Annotated in this window: 30 protein-coding genes and 1 other annotated feature; of the genes, 14 read left to right on the plus strand and 16 right to left on the minus strand. The window is 52.9% G+C overall.

The annotated features are described in order from the left end of the window. Positions 1–26 precede the first annotated feature (26 nt). The 3 genes from KNP06_RS06815 to KNP06_RS06825 form a co-directional block, all read right to left on the minus strand. A complete protein-coding gene (locus KNP06_RS06815; RefSeq protein WP_251131559.1) occupies positions 27–1,208 on the minus strand; it encodes an MFS transporter in 1,182 nt (393 codons plus the stop codon). 116 nt (positions 1,209–1,324) lie between these two features. Continuing rightward, complete coding sequence (locus KNP06_RS06820) at positions 1,325–2,116, minus strand: endonuclease/exonuclease/phosphatase family protein (RefSeq protein ID WP_214709236.1); 792 nt, start codon at positions 2,114–2,116, stop codon at positions 1,325–1,327. A 52-nt stretch (positions 2,117–2,168) separates the two neighbouring features. Beyond that, positions 2,169–3,797 (minus strand): PTS transporter subunit IIBC, encoded by a 1,629-nt coding sequence (locus KNP06_RS06825; RefSeq protein ID WP_214788308.1) that lies wholly within the window; start codon positions 3,795–3,797, stop codon positions 2,169–2,171. A 221-nt stretch (positions 3,798–4,018) separates the two neighbouring features. Between KNP06_RS06825 and KNP06_RS06830 the strand changes: the two genes are divergently transcribed. The 3 genes from KNP06_RS06830 (at position 4,019) to KNP06_RS06840 (ending at position 5,876) form a co-directional block, all read left to right on the plus strand. Then, a complete protein-coding gene (locus KNP06_RS06830) occupies positions 4,019–4,783 on the plus strand; it encodes a TrmH family RNA methyltransferase (protein ID WP_114164885.1) in 765 nt (254 codons plus the stop codon). A gap of 58 nt (positions 4,784–4,841) precedes the next feature. After that, positions 4,842–5,297, plus strand: coding sequence for a GNAT family N-acetyltransferase (locus KNP06_RS06835; RefSeq protein WP_021068095.1), 456 nt, complete (start codon positions 4,842–4,844; stop codon positions 5,295–5,297). A 90-nt stretch (positions 5,298–5,387) separates the two neighbouring features. Further along, the gene (locus KNP06_RS06840) at positions 5,388–5,876 is read left to right on the plus strand and encodes a hypothetical protein (protein WP_214710682.1); all 489 of its coding nucleotides are present in this window, start codon (positions 5,388–5,390) and stop codon (positions 5,874–5,876) included. 32 nt (positions 5,877–5,908) lie between these two features. Here the strand turns inward: KNP06_RS06840 and KNP06_RS06845 are convergent, their stop codons facing one another. After that, positions 5,909–6,418: a hypothetical protein gene (locus KNP06_RS06845; protein ID WP_138860077.1), complete on the minus strand. Its 510-nt coding sequence runs from the start codon at positions 6,416–6,418 to the stop codon at positions 5,909–5,911. Between the two features lie 115 nt (positions 6,419–6,533). Between KNP06_RS06845 and KNP06_RS06850 the strand changes: the two genes are divergently transcribed. Next, a complete protein-coding gene (locus KNP06_RS06850) occupies positions 6,534–7,190 on the plus strand; it encodes a TVP38/TMEM64 family protein (RefSeq protein ID WP_138860076.1) in 657 nt (218 codons plus the stop codon). A gap of 28 nt (positions 7,191–7,218) precedes the next feature. Here the strand turns inward: KNP06_RS06850 and queF are convergent, their stop codons facing one another. The 4 genes from queF to queC are packed head-to-tail and all read right to left on the minus strand — an operon-like array spanning position 7,219 to position 9,510. Further along, positions 7,219–7,707, minus strand: a complete 489-nt coding sequence (queF, locus tag KNP06_RS06855) for a preQ(1) synthase (RefSeq protein ID WP_021068099.1) — start codon at positions 7,705–7,707, stop codon at positions 7,219–7,221. A gap of 11 nt (positions 7,708–7,718) precedes the next feature. Then, on the minus strand, positions 7,719–8,414 hold the full coding sequence (queE, locus tag KNP06_RS06860; RefSeq protein WP_240731270.1) for a 7-carboxy-7-deazaguanine synthase QueE: 696 nt from the start codon (positions 8,412–8,414) through the stop codon (positions 7,719–7,721). Beyond that, the gene (gene queD / locus KNP06_RS06865) at positions 8,414–8,869 is read right to left on the minus strand and encodes a 6-carboxytetrahydropterin synthase QueD (RefSeq protein ID WP_021068101.1); all 456 of its coding nucleotides are present in this window, start codon (positions 8,867–8,869) and stop codon (positions 8,414–8,416) included. Before queD ends, queE begins: the two co-directional genes overlap by 1 nt. Next, positions 8,866–9,510 carry a 7-cyano-7-deazaguanine synthase QueC gene (gene queC / locus KNP06_RS06870; protein ID WP_214710681.1) on the minus strand — a complete coding sequence of 215 codons (645 nt, stop codon included), beginning with the start codon at positions 9,508–9,510 and terminating at the stop codon, positions 8,866–8,868. Before queC ends, queD begins: the two co-directional genes overlap by 4 nt. Before the next feature lie 207 nt (positions 9,511–9,717). Between queC and nhaC the strand changes: the two genes are divergently transcribed. The 5 genes from nhaC to KNP06_RS06895 all read left to right on the plus strand — a co-directional run bounded on the left by nhaC (position 9,718) and on the right by KNP06_RS06895 (position 14,530). Further along, positions 9,718–11,094: a Na+/H+ antiporter NhaC gene (gene nhaC / locus KNP06_RS06875; protein WP_214764055.1), complete on the plus strand. Its 1,377-nt coding sequence runs from the start codon at positions 9,718–9,720 to the stop codon at positions 11,092–11,094. Between the two features lie 80 nt (positions 11,095–11,174). Continuing rightward, positions 11,175–11,765, plus strand: a complete 591-nt coding sequence (locus KNP06_RS06880) for a DNA-3-methyladenine glycosylase (RefSeq protein WP_138860072.1) — start codon at positions 11,175–11,177, stop codon at positions 11,763–11,765. A gap of 69 nt (positions 11,766–11,834) precedes the next feature. Next, the gene (locus tag KNP06_RS06885) at positions 11,835–12,347 is read left to right on the plus strand and encodes a type 1 glutamine amidotransferase domain-containing protein (protein WP_214788311.1); all 513 of its coding nucleotides are present in this window, start codon (positions 11,835–11,837) and stop codon (positions 12,345–12,347) included. A gap of 128 nt (positions 12,348–12,475) precedes the next feature. Further along, positions 12,476–13,603, plus strand: a complete 1,128-nt coding sequence (locus KNP06_RS06890; protein ID WP_214788313.1) for an MFS transporter — start codon at positions 12,476–12,478, stop codon at positions 13,601–13,603. Positions 13,604–13,696: 93 nt separating this feature from the next. Next, the gene (locus tag KNP06_RS06895; RefSeq protein ID WP_214788314.1) at positions 13,697–14,530 is read left to right on the plus strand and encodes an undecaprenyl-diphosphate phosphatase; all 834 of its coding nucleotides are present in this window, start codon (positions 13,697–13,699) and stop codon (positions 14,528–14,530) included. A gap of 165 nt (positions 14,531–14,695) precedes the next feature. Here KNP06_RS06895 and bshB2 read toward each other — a convergent pair whose 3' ends face one another. Genes bshB2 through pdxK form a run of 3 tightly spaced genes read right to left on the minus strand, consistent with a single transcriptional unit; the run spans position 14,696 to position 16,595 of the window. Beyond that, positions 14,696–15,349: a bacillithiol biosynthesis deacetylase BshB2 gene (gene bshB2 / locus KNP06_RS06900; RefSeq protein ID WP_214788317.1), complete on the minus strand. Its 654-nt coding sequence runs from the start codon at positions 15,347–15,349 to the stop codon at positions 14,696–14,698. Further along, on the minus strand, positions 15,346–15,717 hold the full coding sequence (locus KNP06_RS06905) for a YojF family protein (protein WP_034780768.1): 372 nt from the start codon (positions 15,715–15,717) through the stop codon (positions 15,346–15,348). The genes bshB2 and KNP06_RS06905 overlap by 4 nt, the downstream gene beginning before the upstream one ends. Before the next feature lie 53 nt (positions 15,718–15,770). Then, the gene (pdxK, locus tag KNP06_RS06910; RefSeq protein WP_214788320.1) at positions 15,771–16,595 is read right to left on the minus strand and encodes a pyridoxine/pyridoxal/pyridoxamine kinase; all 825 of its coding nucleotides are present in this window, start codon (positions 16,593–16,595) and stop codon (positions 15,771–15,773) included. A 187-nt stretch (positions 16,596–16,782) separates the two neighbouring features. Here pdxK and cbpA point away from each other — a divergent pair, with 187 nt between their 5' ends. Beyond that, the gene (gene cbpA / locus KNP06_RS06915) at positions 16,783–17,418 is read left to right on the plus strand and encodes a cyclic di-AMP binding protein CbpA (protein WP_034780770.1); all 636 of its coding nucleotides are present in this window, start codon (positions 16,783–16,785) and stop codon (positions 17,416–17,418) included. Positions 17,419–17,452: 34 nt separating this feature from the next. Here the strand turns inward: cbpA and KNP06_RS06920 are convergent, their stop codons facing one another. The 3 genes from KNP06_RS06920 to KNP06_RS06930 all read right to left on the minus strand — a co-directional run bounded on the left by KNP06_RS06920 (position 17,453) and on the right by KNP06_RS06930 (position 19,388). After that, on the minus strand, positions 17,453–17,977 hold the full coding sequence (locus KNP06_RS06920) for a GNAT family N-acetyltransferase (protein ID WP_214710676.1): 525 nt from the start codon (positions 17,975–17,977) through the stop codon (positions 17,453–17,455). 56 nt (positions 17,978–18,033) lie between these two features. Then, positions 18,034–18,921 (minus strand): diacylglycerol/lipid kinase family protein, encoded by an 888-nt coding sequence (locus tag KNP06_RS06925; RefSeq protein ID WP_214788323.1) that lies wholly within the window; start codon positions 18,919–18,921, stop codon positions 18,034–18,036. A gap of 92 nt (positions 18,922–19,013) precedes the next feature. Continuing rightward, positions 19,014–19,388 carry a hypothetical protein gene (locus KNP06_RS06930; protein ID WP_138860066.1) on the minus strand — a complete coding sequence of 125 codons (375 nt, stop codon included), beginning with the start codon at positions 19,386–19,388 and terminating at the stop codon, positions 19,014–19,016. 159 nt (positions 19,389–19,547) lie between these two features. Here KNP06_RS06930 and KNP06_RS06935 point away from each other — a divergent pair, with 159 nt between their 5' ends. The 4 genes from KNP06_RS06935 to KNP06_RS06950 all read left to right on the plus strand — a co-directional run bounded on the left by KNP06_RS06935 (position 19,548) and on the right by KNP06_RS06950 (position 23,429). After that, positions 19,548–19,979, plus strand: a complete 432-nt coding sequence (locus KNP06_RS06935) for a MarR family winged helix-turn-helix transcriptional regulator (RefSeq protein ID WP_021068116.1) — start codon at positions 19,548–19,550, stop codon at positions 19,977–19,979. Between the two features lie 120 nt (positions 19,980–20,099). Then, positions 20,100–20,735 carry an FMN-dependent NADH-azoreductase gene (locus KNP06_RS06940; protein WP_214718468.1) on the plus strand — a complete coding sequence of 212 codons (636 nt, stop codon included), beginning with the start codon at positions 20,100–20,102 and terminating at the stop codon, positions 20,733–20,735. Positions 20,736–20,816: 81 nt separating this feature from the next. Further along, entirely contained in the window at positions 20,817–21,494 is a 678-nt protein-coding gene (locus KNP06_RS06945) for a uracil-DNA glycosylase (RefSeq protein WP_214788326.1), read from the plus strand. A 122-nt stretch (positions 21,495–21,616) separates the two neighbouring features. Continuing rightward, positions 21,617–21,813 (plus strand) — a binding site (T-box leader). Between the two features lie 53 nt (positions 21,814–21,866). Next, positions 21,867–23,429 carry an aromatic amino acid hydroxylase gene (locus KNP06_RS06950; RefSeq protein ID WP_214788329.1) on the plus strand — a complete coding sequence of 521 codons (1,563 nt, stop codon included), beginning with the start codon at positions 21,867–21,869 and terminating at the stop codon, positions 23,427–23,429. Between the two features lie 40 nt (positions 23,430–23,469). Here the strand turns inward: KNP06_RS06950 and KNP06_RS06955 are convergent, their stop codons facing one another. Then, on the minus strand, positions 23,470–24,459 hold the full coding sequence (locus KNP06_RS06955; protein ID WP_214788332.1) for an alpha/beta hydrolase: 990 nt from the start codon (positions 24,457–24,459) through the stop codon (positions 23,470–23,472). A gap of 36 nt (positions 24,460–24,495) precedes the next feature. After that, a complete protein-coding gene (locus KNP06_RS06960; RefSeq protein WP_214788335.1) occupies positions 24,496–25,317 on the minus strand; it encodes a Cof-type HAD-IIB family hydrolase in 822 nt (273 codons plus the stop codon). Between the last annotated feature and the right edge of the window lie 117 nt (positions 25,318–25,434).

The following is a 25,434-nucleotide window of genomic DNA, read 5'->3' on the forward strand; positions in this document are numbered from 1 at the left end:
GTGCCCACATCATGGGGCACGCTGTTTTAACGTTGGTCGAGCTGATGACTGACCGCGGTCAATAAGGCGGTCACGAGCGCGACGGCGCCGGCGACGAGGGCGAGCATCATCACGGGTGCGTTGGCATAGACAAGACCACCGAGCGCCGAACCCATCCCGATGCCGACATTACTTGCGACCGGCATGAGCGATGACGCCAGTCCTTTAGCGTCCGGATTGAACTTCTCGGCCAAGTCGATCAAGTAGATTTGCGTCGATGTCGTCAGTAGAATCGCCATGAACGACATGAGCGCGATATTGATTAGACCGAGCGTCACGTTCGACGTCGTCACATACAAGGCCGCCAAGACGAGCGCTTGGATGAGAAAGACGAACCGGAGACGTCCAATCGGATTATGGCTGGCGATTTTCCCGGCCGCCATATTGCTGAAGATGGAGATGAACCCGTAAGCAAACAGGATTGGGCTAATCCAGGCGACCGGGACGCCGAGTACACCTTTCAAAATCGGGACGAGATACGTATAGACGACGTACGTCGCGCCGAAGCCGAACGCCGGGATGAAGAATGCGATTAAAATCCGCAGGTTCGTCAAGAGCCGCAATTGATCGGCAATCGACGTTTTGACGCTCGTTAAATGGCTCGGCACGACACGGTAGACGGCGAGAAATGCGACGACGCCTAAAGCGGTCGTCAACAAGAATGTCGTTTCCCATCCGGCGCGTTGACCGATGAACGTACCGAGCGGGACGCCGAAAACGTTCGCCATCGTGAAACCGCCGAAGATGAATGAGACAGCGATGCCGCGCTTCCCGGTTGGCACCGATTCACTGGCGACGAGCATGGCGAGCGAGATGAGCACGCCGGTCACGACGGCGGTCATCATCCGGAGCACGAGCAATATCCCGTACGTCGGAGCGAGGCTGCTGAACAAGTTAAAGACGATGAACGCAGCGGTGAGTGTAAGCATCAGTTTTCGTTTCGGCAAATGGCTCGTCAGTGACATCGTCAGCGGGGTCCCGATGGCGAAGGTGATCGCGAACGCCGAGACGAGCGTTCCGGCCGTGGCAATCGAAATCGATAAGCCATCGGCGATATCGGGTAAAATCCCGACGATGACAAATTCACTCGTGCCGAGCACGAACGTGAGCAAGGCGAGCGATAAGATAAGCGTCCAGTCGGTCCGACTGAGCGATGGGGTAGTCGTCAAAATAAAATCACTTCTTTCGTTCAAGGTTGTTAGACTTCAGTCGTTTTCAACCATACAGGATTTCCACGCAAAGCAAAACCCTTTTCCCTTCCGTGAGGAAAAGAAAAGGGTGCCATTTACCGCCAAAATGCCGTTGCTTCAACACCGGCATGATCAGAGACGATCGGACCGTTCTCGCCGTCAAAGACGACGGCATGGCGTGAGACGTGGATCGGGGCGTTCGTCAGCATCAAGTCGATGCGAAGCGCCTGCTTGTTCTCGTCCCAGCCGGCAATCTTGCCTTGGACGGTCGCATCGCCTTCACGCTCGGTCGCCAAATGGAACAAATCTTGGAGACCGTGCTCAATCAAGTAGTCGTACCCTTCGCCACGGATGAAGGCGTCGTTATTGAAGTCACCGAGCAGCAAGGCGCGGTCGTCGTCCTCGACGCGGCGCAACAGTTCATCGAGCTGATGGCGCACCGGTTCATCGGCATCATGCCACCAACCGAGGTGACAGGAGTAAATCGCCGTCGGCGCGTCCATGCCGTCCACGACCGCCTTGACGATTTTCCGAGATTTGTAATCGTTCGGGTCGGTCGTCTGGGAGACGAAGAACGATTCGGTCGACACGAACGGAGTGCGCGATAAAATCGCGACGCCCTCCTCGTAGATGTCGTATCCATAATGGGCGAAGTCCCACGTCATGTAGTAATCGACGCCTTGCTCTTTCAAACGCTCGACGAGCACATAGGCGAAGTTGTTCTCTCGAATCAAGCCGTCGATGAGTGGGGCCTCTTTATGTTGATTCACTTCTTGGAGTGCGATGATGTCATATTCCTTGCTCGCAATCCGTTCAACGATCGAGTCGATTTTCTCTTGTTGACGGTCCTCTAACCAGGCGTGACAGTTCAGCGTTAAAATATTCACGATAGTCCTCCTTTAGAAAAAACAGGCCAACTCGTACGAGCTGGCCTGTTGATTATGCACCGATGACGTCTTGAATATCAGACTTCAATACGTCGGCTTTCGGGCCGTAGATTGCTTGGACACCGCGGTCTTTTAAGATGAGACCCATGGCGCCGTTCTTTTTCCATTCGCTCTCTTCTGAGACGAGCGACATGTCTTTGACTGTGACACGGAGACGCGTCATGCAGGCATCGACGTCTTCGATGTTGTCTTCCCCACCGAGTAGAGCGATAATCCCCATCACTTGTTCGTTGCCTGTCACTGTCGATTTCTCTGTCGATTCTTCCATGTAGTTCCCGTTACGGCCAGGCGTCGGAAGGTTCATCTTCTTGATGAAGAAGTTGAACACACCGAAGTTCAAGAAGAAGAAAGCGGCCGAAACGAGGAAGAAGTTAATCAAGTCTTGCAACAGTCCCGCTTTGACAATCATCGGGATGCGTGTGAGCAATTCAATCGCACCGAATGCGTGGACACGAAGGTCGATGACATCCGCCAAAGCGAAAGCGGCACCGGCCAAAAGCGCGTAGACGACGTAAAGGACTGGCGCGACGAACATGAACATGAACTCGATCGGTTCTGTGACACCTGTCAAGAACACGGCGAGACCAGCCGACAAGAACATCGGCTTGTATTGCGCTTTTTTGTCTTCGTCAACGTTGCGGTACATCGCATAAGCAGCACCGATCAATGAAGCGAATGACAAGATGACTTGACCGACTTTAAAGCGGGCCGGTACGACGTCAGCGATCAATGCGTTGTAAGCAGCTGTGTCACCAGCGGCGCGTAAGTTGACGAGATCGGTTACCCAAGCCAACCAAAGTGGGTCTTGACCTGCAACGACCGAACCAGCTGTCGCACCTGTCAAAATCGTGTATGTCCCACCGAGTTCAGTATAGTTCATCGGTACGGTGAGCATATGGTGGAGTCCGAACGGCAAGAGGAGACGTTCGAGCGCACCGTAGATGAACGGGGCGAGTACCGGTGCTGTATCACGCGATGTGGCGATCCATTCGCCAAAACTATTAAGCGCACCTTGAATCGTCGGCCAAATAATCGATAGGGCGAGTGCTGCCACGACTGATCCGAGAATGACGACGAATGGGACAAAACGTTTCCCGTTGAAGAACGAGAGAGCGTTTGGAAGTTTGTTAAAGTTATAGAAACGATTATAGAGTGCACCGCCTAGGAAACCGGCAATGATCCCGACAAACACGCCCATATTAAGGGCTGGTGAACCAAGTACGGATGTGAAATAGTCTGCGACGACAAGGTCAGCTCCGAAGAGAGACTGGACTGTCGCTTCTGGGTCTTGGAGCATTGCACCATTGACGCCGAAGATTGCTCCGGTGACGCGGTTGATCAAAATGAACGCGATCAATGCTGCGAATGCACCGCCAGCCTTATCTTTTGCCCACGATCCCCCGATCGCGACTGCGAATAAGATATGTAGGTTAACGATAATTCCCCAACCTAGATCTTCAATGATGCGAGCCGTCGTGAGCAAGATGCTGACGTCTCCGGCAGACATACCGATCAATTTACCGATCGAGATCATGAGACCTGCAGCTGGCATGACGGCGATGACGACCATTAAGGCCTTACCGAGTTTTTGCCAAAAATCAAACGAGATGAGTTGTTTCATTCTATACGCTTCCTTCCTGTACGGAACTTTTTATCTGTATATGGCGACTATCAATGCAATCGCTTGCATAGATAATTGTAATCGATTGCATAACTTTGTGCAACCGTTTTCCTAATTTTCATGGATTTTCATAACGAGAGGATATTCGACTCGTTTCTCACCTAGCTTGTCAGTCGGAACGAATCTCGCTACAATACTAAAGGTTGAAAGGGGCGAGAACGATGGGATGGAGACAGACAACATCGGCATTATCAAAAGAAGAGCAAGCGGCATTACTCGATGAATTGTTGCAGTCGGGCCTGTTATTAGAAGAGGATCGACTGCTGTACAGCATGTTGATGCCCGACCGCGTCAAGCGTATGCAGGAAGTGCTAGAGTTACGGACGAACCATATCACGATTTTGACGGAAGGGGTCGATGACCCGCACAATCAGTCGGCCGTGCTCCGTTCGGCGGACGCGTTCGGTGTCCAGACGTTGCACGTCGTCGAGGGACGGGCCAAGTTCAAGCCGAACTCGATTATCGCCAAAAGCGCCGATCGCTGGGTCGACGTGGTCGAACATCCTTCGATCGAGGACGCAATCGATCGGTTGAAGGCGGACGGTTACCAAGTGCTCGCGACGGCACTCAGCGAAGAGGCGGTCCCACTTGAGGACATCGATGTGTCAAAACCGACCGTGCTCTTGTTCGGGAACGAACATCACGGCGTATCGGAACGAGCGCTCGCCAAGGCAGACGGCAATTACTTGATTCCGATGCAAGGATACGTCCAAAGTTTGAACATCTCTGTCGCTGCCGCCATCTCGTTGTACGATGTGACGACGCGGGCGCGCCATGTCGTGACGGACGGATATGGACTGAAGGTGGAAGACAAGCAGCGCATCTTAAAAAATTGGATGGTAAAGAGCCTTCCGAAGCGGTCGCTCGGTGTGTATAAGCAAAAAGGTTTGACCGCTTTTGCGCGTGAGACAGGAAAAACGGAGTAAACGGCGAAAGGTACAGGCGTACGAACAACTTGTCCATATACTGAAAGGGGATGGAAAGATGAGTACGACCAGTTCATTTATCGTGAAAGATGTGACGACGAATTTCAAAGACTACGAAGAGGAATTCTTTAACCTGTACCGCACGCTTTACGGGGACATCGATCAACTGCGTTTTAAAGAACGGCTGTATCGTCATGCGAACCCGCTCGTGTTGCTCGCATTCTCAGACGAGCGTCTCGTCGGCTTCAAAATCGGTTACGAGGCCGAGCCGTATCGCTTCTATAGCTGGGCCGGAGGTGTGCACCCCGAGTTTCAAAAGCATGGCATCGGCCGCAAGCTGATGGACACGCAACTCGAGTGGGTGAAAGCGCAAGGGTTCCATTCGATTCGAACGAAAGCCCGTAACACGAACAAAGGGGTCATCATCTTGAACCTGTTGTGCGGCTACGACATCATGGGAGCTTACACAGAGGATAACGAGCCTCGCATCATGATGGAGAAACAATTGAACTGACCGCAAAGCCGTGGCGCATGCCACGGTTTTTTCGTGTAGATGAAACCAAATGGGGACGCATCCGTATTATAGAAAAAAGGGGGAGACATCATGGTCCATACGTTTGCATTCGGGGAAGAAGTATACATCGATTCAACAGGGATGGGGGACTCGTTTTTTAGTGGAGTACCAATCATTTTCCCGATATTCTTTTTCCTGATTATCGGTATTATCGTGTTCGCTGTTATTGGAGGCATCGGTAAGCAAGTGAAGACGAACAGTCTATTGAAAGACATGCAACAGTTCGCGTCAGACTTGGCCGACCATCCGAGTGACGAATCGGCAAGCCGTCTCGCTGACTACTTGCGAGACGTGACGTCGTTCCCGGTCGAGCGGACACAGATGGAGCCGTTCCGGGTCGCGCTCGGCAGCTATCATTTGATTATGGAGTCGTCGCACGTGCACGACGAGACGAAAGAGCGGGTCGACCGCCAATACAAACGGCTCGGCATCTTGGACGGGGAGAAGTTCGCCGACGAGCCGGTCCCGCGACGCCGTTCGAGCTCGCACCATCATGACCACCATAACCATCACATGTAAAAACGCGTCGGAACGTCCCGACGCGTTTTTTGTTACATATAACGACTTGCGTCAAACTCGATTTCGGTCCGATGATTGGCCGCCTCGATGGCGCTGGCGATGCGGTTGGCCCGTTTCTCGACGTCGCGTGCTTTCAACCGATACAGTTCCGGGTCATAGAGCGCATGCTTGATGACGCTCGTCCCTTCCCCGTAACCCGTTTGGAACTCGCGTTTCGGCCGCTCGGCCAAATCTTGATACATCCGAGCCTGAGCTCGTAATTGAACGGCGAACTCCATCGCTTCGACGAGTGGGAGCGGTCCGTCATTCGTCTCGATGACGGTATGCAGGTTCGCCTCACAGACGAGACGATCAAGACGGCGTAAATCGGTCCGGATCGCCTCGAGCTCAACTTCGATATCCTCGAGCGACCGGGACTGGATCGTCGGGAGCGGCTCATCTTTCTCGAGTTCGATGAATGCGACACGTTCGACTTCTTCGAGCAACTTATCAATCTGCTTCAGAAGCAGGTGTTTCAACTTGATGGCATCTGCCAAGTACATAGGGATTCCTCCTTCTGCTTTTTTTAACCGTACCATACTGCGATTCCTAAAAAAAGGAAGGCGTTACTTTTTCGAGGTGAGGCGATATGATGGAAGGAAGAGAGGAGGTCGACCGATGAACAAGTGGAAAACGCAATGGATCATTGCCATCGTCTTGCTCGTCTTCGGTACCGCGACGTTCCTTTATCAGTGGATCGACTTGCGACCGGGTGAGATTCGCGATTATATCGTTCAATTCGGGTGGCTCGCCCCGCTCGTCTATATTTTACTGTTCACCGTTCGCCCGTTGATTTTATTTCCGACGTCGGTCTTGTCCGTCGCCGGTGGATTGGCGTTCGGGACGCTGCCTGGTGTCGTCTATACGGTCATCGGGGCCACGCTCAGCGCGCTCGTCGCTTACTATATCGCGATTCGCTTCGGTGACCGCTTTCTCCACCATTTCGAGACGAGCAACTATGAGAAGGTGCAGCATAAGATTGAAGAGGACGGGTTCTTCTACGTCTTGATTTTACGCTTGATCCCGCTCGTCAACTTTGACTTGGTCAGTTACGCCTCAGGGCTCGCGAAAGTGAGACTCCCGGGTTATGTCTTCGCGACCACGGTCGGTATGATTCCAGGTGCGTTCGCCAACAATTTCCTCGGTAGTAGCCTCGCGAGCGGAGACTTTAAGTTAATCATCCTCGCCCTCGTCGTCTTGGTCGTCCTGACGCTCGTCGCGACGGTGTTCCGGGAACCGATTAAACGACAAGTTAATCGCTATAAAAAGAAGTAGGCGCTCCCGTTGAGCGCCTACTTTTTGGTTAACGGTTGTCGACCGTCTCAGGATACAGGTCGTGATTGAACAAGCGATGTTCAGCCATTCGTTCGTATTTCGTGCCCGGTTTGCCGTAGTTGTAGTACGGATCGATCGAGATGCCGCCGCGTGGCGTGAACTTGCCCCACACTTCGAGATAGCGTGGCTCCATCAACTTGACGAGGTCTTTTCCGATGACGTTGATGCAGTTCTCATGGAAGTCCCCGTGGTTGCGGAAGCTGAACAAATACAGCTTGAGCGATTTTGACTCGACGAGCTTCTCGTCCGGGATATATGAGATATAAATCGTCGCGAAGTCCGGTTGGTTCGTGATCGGGCAGAGCGACGTGAACTCCGGTGCGTTGAACTTCACGAAGTAGTCGTTCTCCGGGTGACGGTTCGGGAACGCCTCGAGGACGTCCGGTGCGTATTCAAAAATGTATGGGACGCTCTTCTGTCCGAGGAGCGACAAGTCTTGTAAGTCTTCTGGTCTCATAAGTATTCTCCTTAGACGCCACGTTCGTTGGCGTACAGTAATGTGTGCAGTTGCGGCAGGACACGGACGCTTTGCCATGACGGGTCGCGGGCGACGTCCTCCCACAGTTCTTTCAAACGACGGAGCTGGGCGTCGGTGATGTCACCGTCCGCACCGGGCTCGGGATTGCCGGCCGATAAGTACATGACGTCCGGGGTGTAGCGCGTCTGTACCGATTTCGCATAGGCGAGGTCGATCTCGTCGAAGACGGCGACTTTGAACGTCATCTGTTCGGGGCGCAGCCGTTCGACGATGGCGTCGAGTTTCTCCCAGTCGGTCGTCATGCCGGAAGATGGTGGTTTCGGGCTGAGCGTCACGTCGTCGATGTCAGCGAGCCAGTCCTGATAGCGGCTGCCTTGCGTCTCGACGGCGAGTTTGACGTCGCGCGCCTTCAGTTTCATCACCAAGTCTTTCATCGCGGCGATGAGGAGCGGATTGCCGCCCGAGATGGTGACATAGTCGTACACGCCGAGCGCGTCGAGCCGTTCGATCACTTCGTCGGCTGTCAGCATGTCGGGTTTCTCCGAGCCGTCCCACGTGAAGGCGGAGTCGCACCACGAACAGCGATAATCGCAACCGGCGGTCCGGACGAACATCGTCTTTTGTCCGATGGCGCGGCCTTCCCCTTGAAACGTCGGGCCGAACACTTCGAGGACAGGGATTTTCATCAGTCCACCAACCATTCGCGGCGGAACTCGGCGTACGATGTCGGCGTCTCGTACAGTTTGACGAATTCGACGCGGACGTCGCGCTCGTCAGGCAAGTGTTTGGCGAGCTGCTCGAAAATCCAGTAGCACATGTTTTCGGCAGTCGTATTCATATAAGGTAACGACTCATTCAAATAACGATGGTCGAGGTATGGTTCGAGTTCTTCTTTAAAGATGGCTTTTAAATCGCCAAAATCGAGCGTCATGCCGCGGTTATCGAGAAAACCGCTGATGCCCATTTGCAATTTATACGTATGTCCGTGCAGCGCTCGGCATTTACCGTCGTAATCGAACAAATGATGCGCGGCGTCGAACGTCACTTCTTTGACAATTTGGACGCGGTGCGGACAATAGATGAGCGAGCCGTCTTGTTTGGCTTCGACACTCGTCGGGGCGAGGAATGGGGCGTTCTTCATACGCGCACCTCCTCATAAGCGGCGAGGCCGTTTTGACGGAGCACGCACGCCGGACATTCGCCACAACCTGATCCGAGGATGCCGTTATAGCACGTGAGCGTCCGTTCTTTGACGTAATCGAACGCACCGAGTCGGTCCGCGAGTTCCCACGTCTGCTTTTTGTCGAGCCACATGAGCGGTGTGTCGATGACGAACGGATAGTCCATCGCCAAGTTGAGCGTCACGTTCAAGGATTTGACGAACTGGTCCCGGCAATCCGGATAACCTGAGAAGTCGGTCTCACATACGCCGGTGACGATGTGATGCATACCGAGCTGTTTGGCCATGACGGCCGCAAAGGATAAGAATAAGTGATTGCGTCCATCGACGAACGTGTTTGGGACGTCCGCATTGTCGATGTCGAGATTGTGTCTCGTCAACGCGTTAGAGGTGAGTTGTCCGAGTAAGGACAAGTCGAGGATGTGGTGCGGGACATCGAGTTCGGCCGCAATCTCTTTTGCGACCTCGATTTCCGCGTCATGGCGTTGCCCGTAGGCGAACGTCACCGCTTCCACATGAGAGAATTGTTGTTTTGCCCAAAATAGGCAGGTGGTTGAATCTTGACCGCCGCTAAAGACGACCAATGCTTTTTCGTGTTGCAACGTGCACACTTCCTTTTTCGCTAGTTTTGATGTCGGAGGAGGTTACGAACTCCGGAGGTCACCCTCGAGCGTTTACTTTACCATAAAAAGACGTTTGACAGGGAAAAGAGAAGCAGGTATAGTAAAGAACATCACTGAAACACTTTCGCGCATAAAAGCGTTTAAGCGGTTAGGTAGAAAATAATGGACTGAAAGGAGGGGACGTCGCTGCAGATGAAAGGAAAAGAGGCTGTATTCGTCGTGCTGATGAGCGGTATTTCCCTGCTCGCACTGATGTTTTTGGCCAAAGCGACGCCACACATGGCGATCTTTGGCACAATGGTATTAATAGGGGGTTACGCGTATTATCGCACGCGTGATTTTAAACGAATCGAAGCCGCGATGATCAGCGGGATCCGTGAAGCCATCATGCCGGTCTTGATTTTACTGTTGATCGGGATGTTGATTGGTGTATGGCAGATGTCTGGTACGGTGGCGACGATCCTCTCCATCGGTTTAGATACAATCTCAGCGCAATGGTTCTTGCCGAGCGTCTTGTTCATCACAATGATTGTCTCGTCGTTCACGGGCAGTGCCTTTACGACGGTCGGTACGGTCGGGGTCGCCTTGTTCGGTATCGGGATGGCGCTCGGGATTTCTCCGGCGCTTGCCGCAGGGGCAATCGTCTCAGGTGCATTATTCGGCGACAAAATGAGCCCATTGTCAGATACGACGAACTTCGCGCCGGCCGTGGCCGGTGTCAAACTGTTCGACCATATCCGTTTCATGATGGGGACGACCGTCCCGGCTTTCCTCATCACCCTTGTTTTGTTCACAATCCTCGGTCGGAGCGGGCAAGCGGCGGATACGACCCAAATCGCTGAGGCACAGGCGGCTCTCGCCGGGCGGTTCAACTTATCATGGCTGACTTTGCTCGCGCCGATCCTTGTTGCCGTTCTCGCCTTCCGCCGGATGCCGGTCTTGCCGACGATGCTCGTCGGCATGTTCGCCGGTGTGTTGACGGCTGGATTTGTCCAAGGCAACTGGAACGTCACGAACTGGTTCGGCGTCATGCAGGCCGGCTTCAAATCGGGCGTCGAGAATGAGACGATTGCGGCCGTACTTGACCGTGGCGGTCTCGAATCGATGCTCTGGTCGGTCAGCCTCGTCTTGATCGCACTTGCGTTCGGTGGATTGCTCCGTGAACTTGGTGTGTTCCAAGCGATCGTCGACGCATTGCTCGAACGGTTGAAGTCACCAGGCAGCTCGGTCTTGTCGGTCGTCCTCAGCTCGATTGGTGTCAACTTGCTCGCGGGTGAGCAGTACTTGTCGATCTTGCTTCCAGGTCAGGCGTTCAAGCAAGGGTTCATCGATCGCGGCATCGATCCCCGTTACTTGTCACGTGCTCTTGAAGACGGCGGGACGGTGATCAACCCGCTCATCCCATGGGGCGTGTCGGGTGCATTCTTCGCGGCCACGCTCGGGGTACCGGTACTTGAATACGCACCGTTCGCCTTCTTCCTCTGGCTCAGCCCGATCTTCTCGATCATTCTCGGATACGTGAAATTGGGAAAGCAACGTGAGGCGATGCGGATCGCATCATAATTTAACAGATGTCCTGAATCGTTCAGGGCATCTTTTTTGTATCTTCCCGTCTTCATTTGAGAAAATGAGACCGAGGAGGGATGACGATGAAACGACTCGATCCATCATTTTATGAGCAACCGACGCTCGAATTGGCCCGTTCGTTACTTGGTCACTATCTCGTCCATGATCATCTCGACGGTCAAATCGTCGGAAAGATCGTCGAGACGGAAGCTTATCTCGGTGCCATCGACCGGGCGGCCCACAGTTTCGGCGGCAGACGGACGAATCGGACCGAGGTGATGTTCGGGTTACCTGGACACGTCTATACTTATCAGATGCATACACACACGCTGCTCAATGTCGTGAGCGGTCCGGTCGGCACGCCGGAAGCCGTCCTCATTCGGGCCATCGAGCCGATTGAAGGACAGGGCATCATTGAGGCGAATCGTCCCGGCATCAAGCGATTCGACCAGACGAATGGACCTGGAAAGCTGACGAAAGCGCTTGGCATCACGATGGACCTATACGGACATTCGCTCCAACATGAGCCGCTTTATATCGTTGAAGGGAGTGCCATCCCGGAAATCGAGGCCGGTCCACGCGTAGGGATCCCGAATACGGGCGAAGCACGCGATTACCCGTACCGCTTCTTCGAACGAGCTAATCCGTACGTCTCGAAGTTTCGTTGAATGTTTATGGGCCGGTTAGGTGTGGAACACTCCTTATGTGAATAAAAATAATGAGGGAGTGTTTTCAATATGGCAAAAGTAGCAACGCTAATCACAGATATGTTTGAAGACGTAGAGTTCACGGGTCCACGCGACGCATTGGTGGAAGCGGGGCACGAAGTTGTCACGATTGAAAAGAAAGTCGGTAACACGGTTGAAGGCAAACAAGGTGAGTCGAAAGTCACGATCGACAAAGCGATCGATGACGTGTCGCCGGAAGACTTCGACGCGTTGCTGTTACCAGGTGGGTTCTCACCCGACTTGTTACGTGAAGACGAGCGATTCGTTCAATTCGCGAAAGCGTTCATGGACGCGAAGAAACCTGTGTTCGCTATCTGTCACGGCCCACAACTGTTGATTACGGCGAAGACGCTCGAAGGCCGCGATGCAACCGGTTATAAGTCGATTAAAGTCGACATGGAGTATGCCGGTGCGAAGTATGCGGACAAAGAAGTCGTCGTCTGCCAAGAACAGCTGGTGACAAGCCGTCAACCGGACGACATCCCGGCGTTCAATCGCGAAATCCTTAATCTGCTCAAATAATCGTCTGGCCACGGAATTTTCCGTGGCTTTTTTTGTGCAATCGGGAATAGGTGAATAAGGAGGAGATTTAGATGAAACGAGCACGTTCACCTAGCTAAGTCGGTCGAAACGTTACGTTGCTTGGATGGATGCGTTGGTTCGAGGCACTCGTCCCGGCCTACACGATTGAGCGTCTGTTTTGGGAGTCGCGGACGATCACGATGCAAGAAGTCGTCTATCTCGAAATGCTCTATGCCGTCCTCGTCGTCATCCTCGAAGTGCCGACCGGGGTGTTAGCCGATCGCTTGGAACGCCGACGTCTGTTGCAAATCGGGACTGCACTCGAGTGGGGTTCCTTTGTCGTGTTACTTGTGTCCTTTTCGTTCGGCGGTTTCGCCTTAGCCATCGCCTTGTCAGGCATTGGGGCGGCGCTCCGGAGCGGGGCGGAGAATGCACTGCTCTATGAGACGCTTGAACAGGATGGGAAGACGGAGGCGTTCGAGCGCTGGGTCGGCCGGTTGAATGTCATCGGAATCGTTGCAGCCGTTCTCGCGGCGATCAGCGGCGCCTTGCTGGCCACACGCTTCCCGTTTGAACTGAACTATGTGCTGTCGACTGTCAGTTTGTTTATCGCGACAGCATGTGGCCTTGGCCTTGTCGAGCCGAGACGAGTCGTGACAGAGGAACGAATGACATGGGCGGACATCGGGGCAGGTTTTCGCTTCGTGTGGCACGACCACCAGCTACTTGCCTTGTCGTCGGTGTTCATCGTGACAATCGGTGCGTTCAACTTCATCGATGAGTTTTGGCAGTTGTACGCCCGTGACGTCGAAGTTCCCATCTATTGGTTCGGAATGATTTCGACTGTCCTGTTGCTCATTCAAATACCAGGGCAACTGCTCGCCCCGGTCCTGTTACACATCACGACGGTCGATCGTTGGTTGCACGGAATCGGTTGGGGCATCGGTCTCGGTTTTGTCATTCTCGGCTTTTTCCCAGGACAAGTCGGACTCGTCTGGATGGCAGGCATGGCGTTTCTTATCGGCATCGTCGAACCGCTCTATCTCGGGGCATTGCATCACCGTGTCCCGTCTGTCATCCGGGCGACGACCGAGTCATCCGTCTCGATGTTGCTGCACGTTAGTATCATCCTCATCGGACTAGTGTTTGTGGTCGGGGCCGGTATGACGCTCTTCACTGCCTTTTTATGGATTGGGATCATCGTTTGTATGCATCAATTGCTCATCATATTCGTTATTTGGAAAAAGGGTGCTTAAGCGAGCATCCTTTTTTTTTACGCCTCAAGACCTAGGGCGGGTGAGAATAAATTTGTGTATGATAAGAAACAATACTGGAGTAGGAGATAAACAATGGAATGGTATGAGTTACTGATTGGCTTTTTGTTAGGCGTCGTCGAAGGACTGACAGAGTTTGCTCCGGTATCGTCAACGGGACATATGATTCTCGTGGACGACCTGTGGCTCAACTCGAGTAGCTTCCTCGGTCAAGAGGTGGCGAACACATTTAAGATCGTAATTCAGCTCGGTTCGATTTTAGCGGTTATCGTCGTATTTCGAAATCGGTTCAAGGAGTTGTTGAATCCGAAGGAGTTGCTCGCGATTCGCAGCAGCGGGCCGACAAAGAAACTGAACTTGCTACATATCTTCATCGGTCTGCTCCCAGCAGGCGTGCTCGGGCTATTGTTTGAAGACTATATCGATGAGAACTTGTTCTCGATCAAGACCGTCTTAATCGGACTCGTCATCGGAGCATTCTTCATGATTGCCGCGGATTTGTCAGGTGTGAAGCGTCAAACGACAGCAACGCTCGATGAGATTTCGTATAAACAAGCGCTCGGTGTCGGCTTGATTCAATGTTTCTCGCTCTGGCCAGGTTTTTCACGCTCAGGGTCGACCATCTCGGGCGGTGTCCTCTTAGGGATGAGTCACCGGGCCGCGGCGGACTTCACGTTCATCATGGCCGTACCGATTATGTTCGGTGCTAGTGCGCTCTCGCTCTACAGCAAATGGGAGTACTTCACGATGGCGACCCTCCCGGTCTTCGTCGTCGGATTCATTAGCGCGTTCTTATTCGCGCTGTTGTCGATCAAGTTCTTCTTGAAGCTGATCAATAAAGTCAAATTGACGCCGTTCGCCATATATCGCATCGCGTTGGCGGCTGTCATTTACTTCTTGTACTTCTAAGAAAAAAAGCGCATGTCAGCACATGCGCTTTGAAACCAATGATCCATCAAGTTCGTATAACCAAGTAGAGGTGAGAACATGGAACATATCGTTGTCGTATTGGGAACGTTGATCGGCCTCGGGGCTGTCGGTGCACTCTTGTACATGACACGTCTCGCTTACGAATCATGAGAACGGATAGTGATAGAAGCGCTCACGTTGGAGTAACTCCATGACGTGGGCGTTTTCTGCGTTGTCGATGGCCCGCAGCAATCCTTCCGTCTGAGAGCGGTGGGCGAGCAACGCCTCGCGTTTCGCGGCACTCTCGTCGCCGACTTCGATGAGGACGTGCGGTTTTCCGAGTTCCGCTTCGGTGCGATGGTCAAAGGCGACGCCTAAAAACTCTGGACGACTCACTTCATCCATCTCTTGGAGCGCTCGAACGACCGCTCGTGCTGTCGCCTCATGGTCGGGATGGACGGCGTAGCCCGGGTAGAAGGAAATGACGCGGGCCGGTTTCACTTCTTCGATTAACGCGCTGAACCGTCCAGCGAGTTCCGCTTCGTCTTCGAACTCGACGGTCTTATCACGGAGTCCCCACATGCGGAGGTCGTCGATGCCCATGACGGCACATGCTTCCTCGAGCTCATGTTTACGAATTTTCGGCAACTCTTCACGCGTCGTGAAAATCGGCGAGCCCATGTTGCGGCCCATCTCACCGAGTGTCAGACAGACGTACGTGACCGGGAAGCCGTTCTTATGGTGTTGGATAATCGTCCCGGCCGAGCTGAACGCTTCATCATCGGGATGCGGAAAAATAACGAGTAATGGTCCATTCATTGGCTTTCCACCTCCGAGGCTCCTTGCGGGAGCGGTTTGATATCTAAGTGTAAGGCACAGGCGAGACGTCCGAGACGGTCATGCCCGGCGAGCAGGAGCTGGTCCCCATGCTGTTCGTAATCGGTCAATCCTTCGACGTAAAGCCAACCGTGATCGAGCTTCAAGCCGACCCGATATGGACCGTTGCCTTTGATTTGGCCGATGCTGTATTCGATGACGACGTTCCGGATGAACATACCGGCGTTATGAAAGTCAGGGTCGTTATGCGTCGCATACGCCCCGTTCGTCGTCTCGACGTGGACATAGAGCGGCATGGATACATGCGCGTCCAAGTATGTCTGGATAGTTGTAGGTTGAATCGATTTCACGCGGTTCCCTCCAATGGAAACGATGACCCGAGACATACGTCCCGGGTCACCCGTTAAGATTGTGTTGCTAGTTTTTTACGGTAACCGGTATGATTCGTCGGGCCAACGTATTGGTTGAGGCGGAACGAGTGACGGACCGCTTCAGTGATAAACTCTTTTCCGATTTGGATAGCCTCGTCGACCGAGTGACCGTTCGCGAGTGAGGCCGCGATCGCTGACGAGAACGTGCAGCCGCCGCCATGTGTGAAGGCAGGCTCGATTTTCTCGCTCTCAAGGAGACGATACTCGTTACCGTCGTAAAGCACGTCGAATGCTGTATCAAACCCGAGCTTGCCGCCGACTTTGACGATGACAATCTCAGCGCCGAGCTCATGGATCAAACGAGCAGCTTCTTTGATTTCATCCATCGTCGAAGGTGTTTTATCGAGACCTGCGAGCATGCGCGCCTCGAACAAGTTCGGTGTGATGATTTTAGCGACCGGTACGAGGTGCTTGCGCATCGCGACCGCGACGTCCGGGTTGAGAATCTCGTCTGCACCTTTACAAGCCATGACCGGGTCAACGACCGCGTTCTGGATGCCGTATTCTTTAATCTTACGAGCGGCGAGTTCGATGATCTCTGGCGTCGGGAGCATGCCTGTCTTGACGGCATCGACACCGATTCCGGCGAGGACCGTATCGATTTGTTTCTCAATCAACGTCGTGTCGATCGGGAATACTTCGTGGTGCCACGCGTTATGAGGGTCTTGAGCCACGATGACCGTGAGTGCGGTCATCCCGTAAACACCGAGCTCTTCCATCGTCTTCAAATCAGCCTGGATGCCTGCACCGCCGCTCGTATCCGAGCCAGCGATCGTTAACGTTTTTTTCATTGTCATAGTCGTTCAATCCCCTTTGTCTGTTTGGATAGTTTCACTATAACGACTTTTTGACGCTACGACAAATTCCGAGGTCGCATTCAAGCCGGAATAAGTTTCGAAAATTGATGGCAGGATTTCAATCATATTTGGGGAATAGTAATGAATAGGGTGTAGACCACTTTCAATTGGCTAGGAGGAAAACCGCATGTTAGTGCATAGCTTATGCATTCCGAAGAAAGATGTCGTCACAATCAGTGAAAAGGCGACATTACGCGAGGCGCTCGACACGCTCGAAAAGACAGGCTACCGCTGTGTCCCTGTGCTCGATGAGACGGGAACGTTTTTCCGCGGTAATATCTATAAAATGCATATTTATCGCCACGGGATGAGTGGGGCGAGCCTAGACGACAACGTCATGGAGCTCATCAAGAACACGCAAAAGTACGTCCATGAATCGGACGGTTTCTTCAAAGTGTTCTTCTCGATCAAAGAATTACCGTATATCGCGGTCTTGAAAGATGAGAGCAACGAATTCTACGGGATTTTGCCGCACGGGAAGATGCTCGGCATGCTCGAAGAGGCATGGAGTCGTGACACGGGGAGTTATGTCGTCACAATCGCACTCAGTGAGCAAGCGGGGGCGCTTGAGAAAATCACGAAAATCATCAGCAAATACTCATCGATTGCCAGTCTCATGACGCTCGATGCCAAGAGTAAAGTCTTGCGCCGGGTATTAATCACGTTGCCGCCTGATTGCGACGAGCCGAAGAAAGACAAAATCGTCGCTAAACTCGAACAAAAAGGGTTCCGCGTCGTCGAAGTCGAGAATTTAAATAACTGACGAAAGGCCTTCCTCGATGCGAGGAAGGCCTTATTCAGTCCAATCGTTTTTCCATCCGGATATCTGGCCAAAATCGACCGTTCCAATAAGTGAACGCCTCGATGCGGGCAATTTCCGTGTAGCCGACCTTTCGATAAAGGTGATGAGCCGCTTCATTGAATCCAAACACACCGAGCTCGATGCGAGGCACATTTTGTGCACGCAATCGTTCTTCTAACAGGGTCAGGGCCGTTGTGCCGACACCTCTCCCGCGACCGGTCGGCTCTCCAATCACGAGTCCGAGCCAGGCGCTTCCGCGTTCGTTGTCGTACAGATGCGGGGCATCATAGATGATATTCACCTCACCGACAAGCACGTCATCTGCGTAGATGAGGAAGATGTCATGGGTCCGGAGGCGGTCCGTCAAGTCCTCGACCGTCATGTGATGTTCGGCGGCGAGTTCTTCCTCCGAGCGGACGGGACGAATCAAATGGACGATGGCGGGGTCGTTATTCCAGCGATTGAATGTCGCGACGATGGCGTCGGACGCTTCCTGCAATGGGACGAGCGAGATGGGCATCGAATCTCCTCCTTTCAGGTAGACGCATTCGCCCTCGAACTGAAAAAGTCCGCGTTTTATTGAGTCGGCTTCAAGACGTTGAGATGGCTTGGCAGCACCTCGAACGTGAGCGGCAGCTGCCCGCCCGTGTCGCCGTCAGCATTGACCGGAAGCGATTCTGGTGAGTCGACATGCACGCGTTTCGTCGTGAACGACGTGACGCTGTCCGTTTCTTTCAACTTGCCGGTGAAGAGGGCCGGTGCGAGTTGGACCGCGTCTTTGAAGCCGAGGTTTTCAAATAAGTAGACATGAAGCAAGCCATCGTTCAACTCAGCGTCCGGTTCAAAGTTCTCAAACCCGCCGACCGAGTTCGTGAGGGCGATGACGACCAAATAGGCGTCTCCGTCGAACGTGTGCTCATCGGCTTGGACCGACAGCGCATACGGACTATGTTCGCGGAACGCTTTGATGCCTTCAATCAAGTAGGCGAACGGGCCCCATTTCGTTTTCTCCTCGACACTGACCTCGTCGACGGCCTCGGCGATGAGCCCGATCGCGATGACATTCATGAAATAGCCGTTCTCGTATTTACCGATATCCATCGGTGTCGGTTGCGCCGTCTTGAGCGCCTCGATGGCATCTGCGGGATCGCTCGGGACACCGAGCGCGCGGGCGAGGTCGTTGACGGTACCGAGCGGGATGATGCCGAAATCAGGACGATGGTCGGCTTCGGCGAGACCGGTGACGGCCTCGTTCAGTGTCCCGTCACCGCCCATCGCGATGACGGCTTTATATTGTTTCGAGGCCGCTTCTTTCGCGAAACGGGTGGCATCGTCAGCCTTCTCCGTGAAGCGGACATCGACGTTGCCGTAACGCTCGCGTAACACGTCCTCCGCAGCCGCGGCGTGTTCTTTCCCTAACTCTTTCCCAGATGACGGGTTGACGATTAACATGACTGTATCCATCAAAGCACATTCCCCTTTTCACATTCAGATATTGTCATGTATTCCCGTCCGTGCGTCGGTCTAGTCATAAAAAAACAACACAGACGTGTTGTTCAGTAATGGCGGAACGCCGACATATCAAGGTGGCTCGCATCCGATTCGTCGACGGCGAGTTCAATCTTCAAATGTTCATGGAACGGTGAGTCGAACGCACCCATGCAAGCGACCGGTTCATGGTCAGGGACGGGAGACTTGCGTTTTGTTTTGACGAACAAATAGTCCTCGCGTGACAACGTCAATAAGAAACGTTCGACCGCATGGGGTTCCCGTGTGACGTTCGGCCATGGCAAGTGGTTGAACAGTAAAAAGACCGCGCCTTCTTTTTCGAGCGCATAGTCTGGGGCAATCCCTTCCCGGTTCAACAACTCGATGACCGTTCCCAAATAAGCTTCTTTAATCGTCAATGAAATTTCATAATACTCGCGCATACCGTCCATCCTTTCTAAAAATCGCAATAATTCCATTCTATACGTTTCCGACAGGAGCGACAATGAAGAAGTTTCTTGACGAAGCGTTTTTCCGACCGTATACTGCTCATGTCCTGCTATACTAAAAGTAAATGATGAACGAATTGAGGTGAAACCGACATGATTGAATCACTCGAATTGAAGGCATGGATCGTCTTGGCACGAGCGATGGACGCGATCAGTGACCGTGTGAAGGACGATTTACGACGCCACCAATTGAATTCAACAGAGTTCGGTGTTTTATCGGTCTTGTATAAACGAGGGGATACCCCGCTCCAGCAAATCGGGGACCAAATTTTGATTACGAGCGGCAGTGTCACATACGTGATCGATAAGCTTGAAAAACGTGGCTTAATCGAGCGTGTGGCTTGCCCGTCTGACCGGCGCGTCACATACGCCTCGTTGACAGAAGAAGGCAAGCGCTTGATGGACGTCGTCTATCCAGAGCATATCGAGATTTTTAAAGACATCTATGGTCCACTTAGCGACCAAGAGACGGAACAGTTAATCGATTTATTGAAGCGAGTCGGTTATAACGCGGCAGGCAAATGACGCCTGCCTGTTTTTTATCATTTATCTTGAAGTTAAACTAATTGACTGTGAGATATACAGATGATATAGTCCTAACTGTTGTTACAAAAATAGAGATTACGCTTATGGAGGAAACCATTTATGAAAAAGGTATTATACGTATCGGCTAACCCGAAACCAACTGAATTGTCATACAGCAAACAAGTCGCAGAAACGTTCATGACGACACTCACGAACGAGAACCCGGCACTTGAAGTCGAAGCGATTGAACTTTACGATGTCGATGTTCAAGAAATCGACGGCGACGTCCTCAGCGCATGGGGCAAATTCGCTTCAGGCGAAGCACTCACTGATGTCGAAGCGGCTAAAGTCGCAACAATGAACGGTATGCTCGAGAAGTTCATGGAAGCTGACATGTATGTGTTCGCGACGCCAATGTGGAACTTCTTCTTCCCAGCACGCATGAAGATGTTCCTCGACAGCGTCTTGACGGCTGGTAAAACATTCCGTTACACAGAGCAAGGTCCAGTCGGTCTTCTCGAGAACAAACAAGCAATCCACATCCAAGGCACTGGTGGTATCTACACGGGTACGGACCTCAACTTCGCAGACGCATACCTTCGTCAAGCACTCGCATTCGTAGGCGTGACAGAAGTGACGACACTTCCAGTTGAAGGCATGAACCAATACCCAGACAAAATCGAAGAAATCGTTGCTGACGCAAAAGCGAAAGCCGAAGCACTTGCGAAAGAAGTCGCAGGCGCAGTCACAGTATAAAGATCAAGGGCGAGTCCAATCGGGCTCGTCTTTTTGTGTGCCATCGATTCTGGTATGATAAGACGGAAAGGGGAGAAACACATGGGAGAACAGTTATCAAATCGCCTGCTTGGGGATTGGAGCGACATCATCGCATCCGAGATGGCCGAGCCTTATTTTACTAACTTGAAAGCGTTCGTCGATGAAGCGTACGAGACATCGACCGTCTATCCGGAGCGAGAAGATATTTGGAACGCGTTCGTCTATACGAAGTTCAAGGACGTCAAATGTGTCATCCTCGGGCAAGATCCCTATCACGGACCGAACCAAGCGCATGGACTCAGTTTCTCGGTCCAAGACGGCGTCCGCCTTCCACCGTCACTCCGTAATATCTTTAAAGAATTGCAGGATGATATCGGCTGTAAGGTCCCGACTAGCGGCAATTTGGAGAAATGGGCCCGACAAGGCGTGCTATTGCTCAACACCGCGCTCACGGTCGAAGCAGGCAAGGCCGGGTCTCACCGCGGGAAGGGCTGGGAACAGTTCACTGATTCCATCATCGAGCGACTCGGAGAGCGGGAAGAGCCGCTCGTGTTCATCCTATGGGGGAACGACGCGAAGAAGAAACAGAAATGGATTGGCCCGCAACATGCCGTCTTGACATCGGTCCATCCGAGCCCGCTCTCGTCCCATCGCGGCTTTTTCGGATCGAAGCCGTTCTCGCAAGTGAACGCGAAGTTGAGTGAGTGGGGACAACCTGAAATTGATTGGTGTTTGTGACAGTCTGCACATGCGGACTGTTTTTTTGTTGACGACATTCAAACGGTCTGTTATCGTTACTACCAACAAGATACTTTAGCGATTAAAAGCGCATGTGCATAGAAGCATAACTGTATAACAGTATAAAAGCGATGACCGAACCGAAGTAGAGACATCTTCCCTGGCCCAGAGAGCGTGTGGTGCTGTGAACACGCCCATAGGATGAATCGAATTACAGTTCGCGAGCTCTCACGTGTTGAGCGGTCCCCCGTTATCGGAGTAGAGTGACTAGACGTCCGTCTAGTAATCAGGGTGGTACCGCGGCATCGTCGTCCCTATCGAGTGAATCGATAGGGATTTTTTTACGTTCAGTCAATCAAAGGAGGAAATATCATGCTCACACAAATCATTCCACGCCATTTGGCCCCACATATTTCGCCACAGTTCTACGACGAGTACACGCCGACCGATCATGCAGTCTGGCGCTTCGTCTTACGACTGAACTTGCACACGCTTGAAGGGAAGGCCCACCCGTTCTACATCGAAGGGTTGAAAAAGACGGGCATGGGGCCAGAGCGTCTCCCTGACGTTGAAAAGATGACCGAAGAGATGCGAGCGGCCGGTTGGTCGACGGTCGCGGTCGATGGACTCATCCCAGGCGTCGCTTTCTTTGATTTCCAAGGCAACGGGATGTTGCCGGTCGCGACCGATATTCGTAAAGTCGAGAATATTTTGTACAGTCCGGCACCAGATATCATCCACGAGGCGGCCGGCCATGCGCCGATGTTAATGGATCCTGAATTTTCACAGATTGTGAAGCGGTTCGGTCAGCTCGGGGCGAGGGCATTCATGAATCGAGAAGAACATGCCTCGTTCGCAGCACTGAAACGATTGACCGTCGTGAAGGAGAATGCGAACTCGACGGACGAGGAGATCGCGGCAGCCGAAGCGGCGGTTCATGCGGCCAAAGCCCAAGTAACCGGCTTCTCTGAAGCGCAACAAGTCGCACGCATTTTTTGGTGGACGGTCGAGTTCGGTCTCATCGGTGAGGTGGACAACCCGCTCATCTACGGGGCGGGACTGTTATCATCGGTCGGGGAGAGCCGTCATTGTTTGACTGACGCCGTCACGAAACATCCGTTCAATTTAGAGCACGCACTCGAAACGAAACAGGACGTGACGAATATGCAACGCGAGTTGTTCGTCATCCCGGACTTTGAAGCGTTGAAGGACGCGCTAGACGAACTCGAGTCACGGATGGCGGTCAACCAAGGTGGAATCGCCTCGCTCGAGAAAGCACTCGCGTCGGGCAGTCAATCGACTGTCCGGCTTGAAGACGGGACGGACCGTGTCGGTGTGATTCGTCACGTGACACGCTCCGGAGCCCATGCGCTCGTCCAGTGGGACGACTGTGTGAACGTCAATCACGGTCAATTGACGAACTTACAGAACCACGGCGTACTCGTTCTCGACGGACCGCTTCAAGACGTATTGGCGACGGCAGGGATTCGACTGGACGGACGCCTCGTCAGCGAGACGACGGAAGCGTTACAGTTCGAAGACGTCGTCGTCACCATCGAAGGACGACAGATTAAACTGGAGACACTCGAAGTGAGACAAGACACGCTCCCATCGATCTTCCCAGGCACCGAGATTGAAGAACTCGTCATCTTGGAGAAGCCGGTCCGCATCGAACGTGACGCCCGTGTTTGGACGAACGATGATCCGATGTTCAATCGAATTCGCAATATGCGGGAGCAAGGCGAGTCGATTGATGAGCTCGTGCCGACGATTCTTGCCGATCATCCCGATGCTTGGTTGCTCCACATCGAATGTTTGGAGCTCGTCGAGTCCGATGCGCTTCGACAGGCGTTGACGGAACGGTTGCACGCGTTACGTGAGACGTCACCGTCGCGGCATGAGTTGATTGGCCGCGCGCTCGCATTGCTCAACTGACAAAAATAATCCCCGCCCAATGATGGGCGGGGATTATTTGTTAACGCGTCGTTTCACGCAAGAACGTGATTAAACGGCGATACGTGGCACTGGCGGCTGGCTTATCCATTTCAAAATGGTAGTCGTGGCCGAGTGTGTGCTCGTTTCGGTCATAAAAGACGCTCGTGACGTCCGCACGACCTGAGAGGATCGTCGCAAATTCTTTCGCTTGCGTTTCGAACGAACCGGTGTTGCCATCGGTGATAAACGTCGGAACGAATGTGGCCGGGATATTCACGAGCGGCGACGCTTCCGCGACGACCGGCAAGTCTTCCCAATTGTATGTTCCGAAGTAAGCCCAACCAATCCGTTTGAACAAGAAGCGGGTGACCGTCTTCGATGACTCGACGATGCTCCGTTTCAAATCGTACGGACCCGACATGAGAACCGTGCCGAGAATCGACGATTTCGGGACGATTTGCTTCACTTCGGCAGACGGTGCGTAGCCATCGTTCAATTGGATTCCGACGAATTGGGCCACAAGTTGGGCCCCGTTCGAATCGCCCGCAAAGAAGACGCGGTCGAGATCGAGCCGAAAGCGGTCATTGTTTTCAGCGATATACGTGTATGCCTCTTCAAGTTGTTGGAGCGGGACGGGGTACGTGACGTCTGGAGCGAGCGCATAATTGACGCTGACGACGTTGTAGCCGTTGCTTGCGATCGACGTCGCATACTTGAAGACGTCGTCCTTATCGCCACCGACGAATGAACCGCCGTGCACCCAAAAGATGGTTGGGACAATCTGCTTCTCACCTTCGTAGCGAATCAAGTCGAACGTTCCGTTCTCGTAAGCCGAATGATAGTCGATGTCTTTACGAACCGACGTTTTTTGTACGACTTCCTCGAACCCTTTAATGGCCACTTCGTTCCCGCCGGCAAATGAGGTTTTGACGAGGCGTGAGGTCGGTTTCGGGGACAAGAATACATAGGCGGCACCGGCGACAGCCGTGCCGACGAGTCCGAGTCCCGCCCGTTTCAATCCTTTATTCATCGTAATTCCTCCTTGAATTCAACCTGAGTTGTCCGTTTAGCGATCGACGACGACAGTTCCCATGAACGTTTCGATAACGTGGGCGATCCCGTCTTCATTGTTTGATTTCGTGATGAAGTCGGCTTTGCCTTTGACCGTTGTGTTGGCGTTGCCCATTGCGACCCCAAGCCCGGCCCATTCAATCATCGTCAAGTCGTTGTTCCCGTCTCCGCAAGCGATGACGTGGGCTTGCTCGATGCCGACGTGCTCCGCTAAGAAGGCGAGGCTCGTCCCTTTCGTCACACCCGCTTCCGTAAATTCGAGGAAGAACGGTTTCGAACGGGCGACGGCGAGTTTGCCTTCAAGTTCGACTTGCAGTTTCGTTTCAATCGGGGCAAGCGTGTCGCCATCACCGAGCATGAGACACTTGACGACAGGCGTCGTGACCGCTTCTTTGAAGTCGTCGACATGGATGACCGGCATCCCTGTCAATTCACCTTCGATATCGGTATACGGGTTCGGTTGATCGGTTACGATTTCGTTACCGATGTACGTATGAATCGCGATTTCTTCCCGGACACTGATATCATGGAGATGGGCGACCGTCTCTGGAAGCAATGTACTTGAGAAGATTTCTTCATTTGTCTCACAGTTGATGATTGAGGCACCGTTAAATGAGAGAATATAGCTACCGTATTTGGCGAGCTCGAGCTCTCGGGCGGCATCCCACATCGCGTATGTCGGGCGACCGCTCGCGAGCACGACTTTATGTCCGCGTTCTTGTACATCTAGCAAGGCAGCTTTCGTTTTGGCGGAAATCGTGTGATCGCTCGTGAGGAGCGTATCGTCCATATCTAAAACAATCATCTTGTAACTCATAATGGTAAGGAGTCCTCCTTCAGAATCTAGTGACTCCATCCTAATACGATTTGAGGTCAATTGACAACCTTGTCGCAAAAACGTAACTATTAAGAAGTAGTGAATTTCAGAAGAGGT

This window comes from Exiguobacterium sp. s21, assembly GCF_018617975.1.
Classification (GTDB): Bacteria; Bacillota; Bacilli; order Exiguobacteriales; family Exiguobacteriaceae; genus Exiguobacterium; species Exiguobacterium mexicanum_A.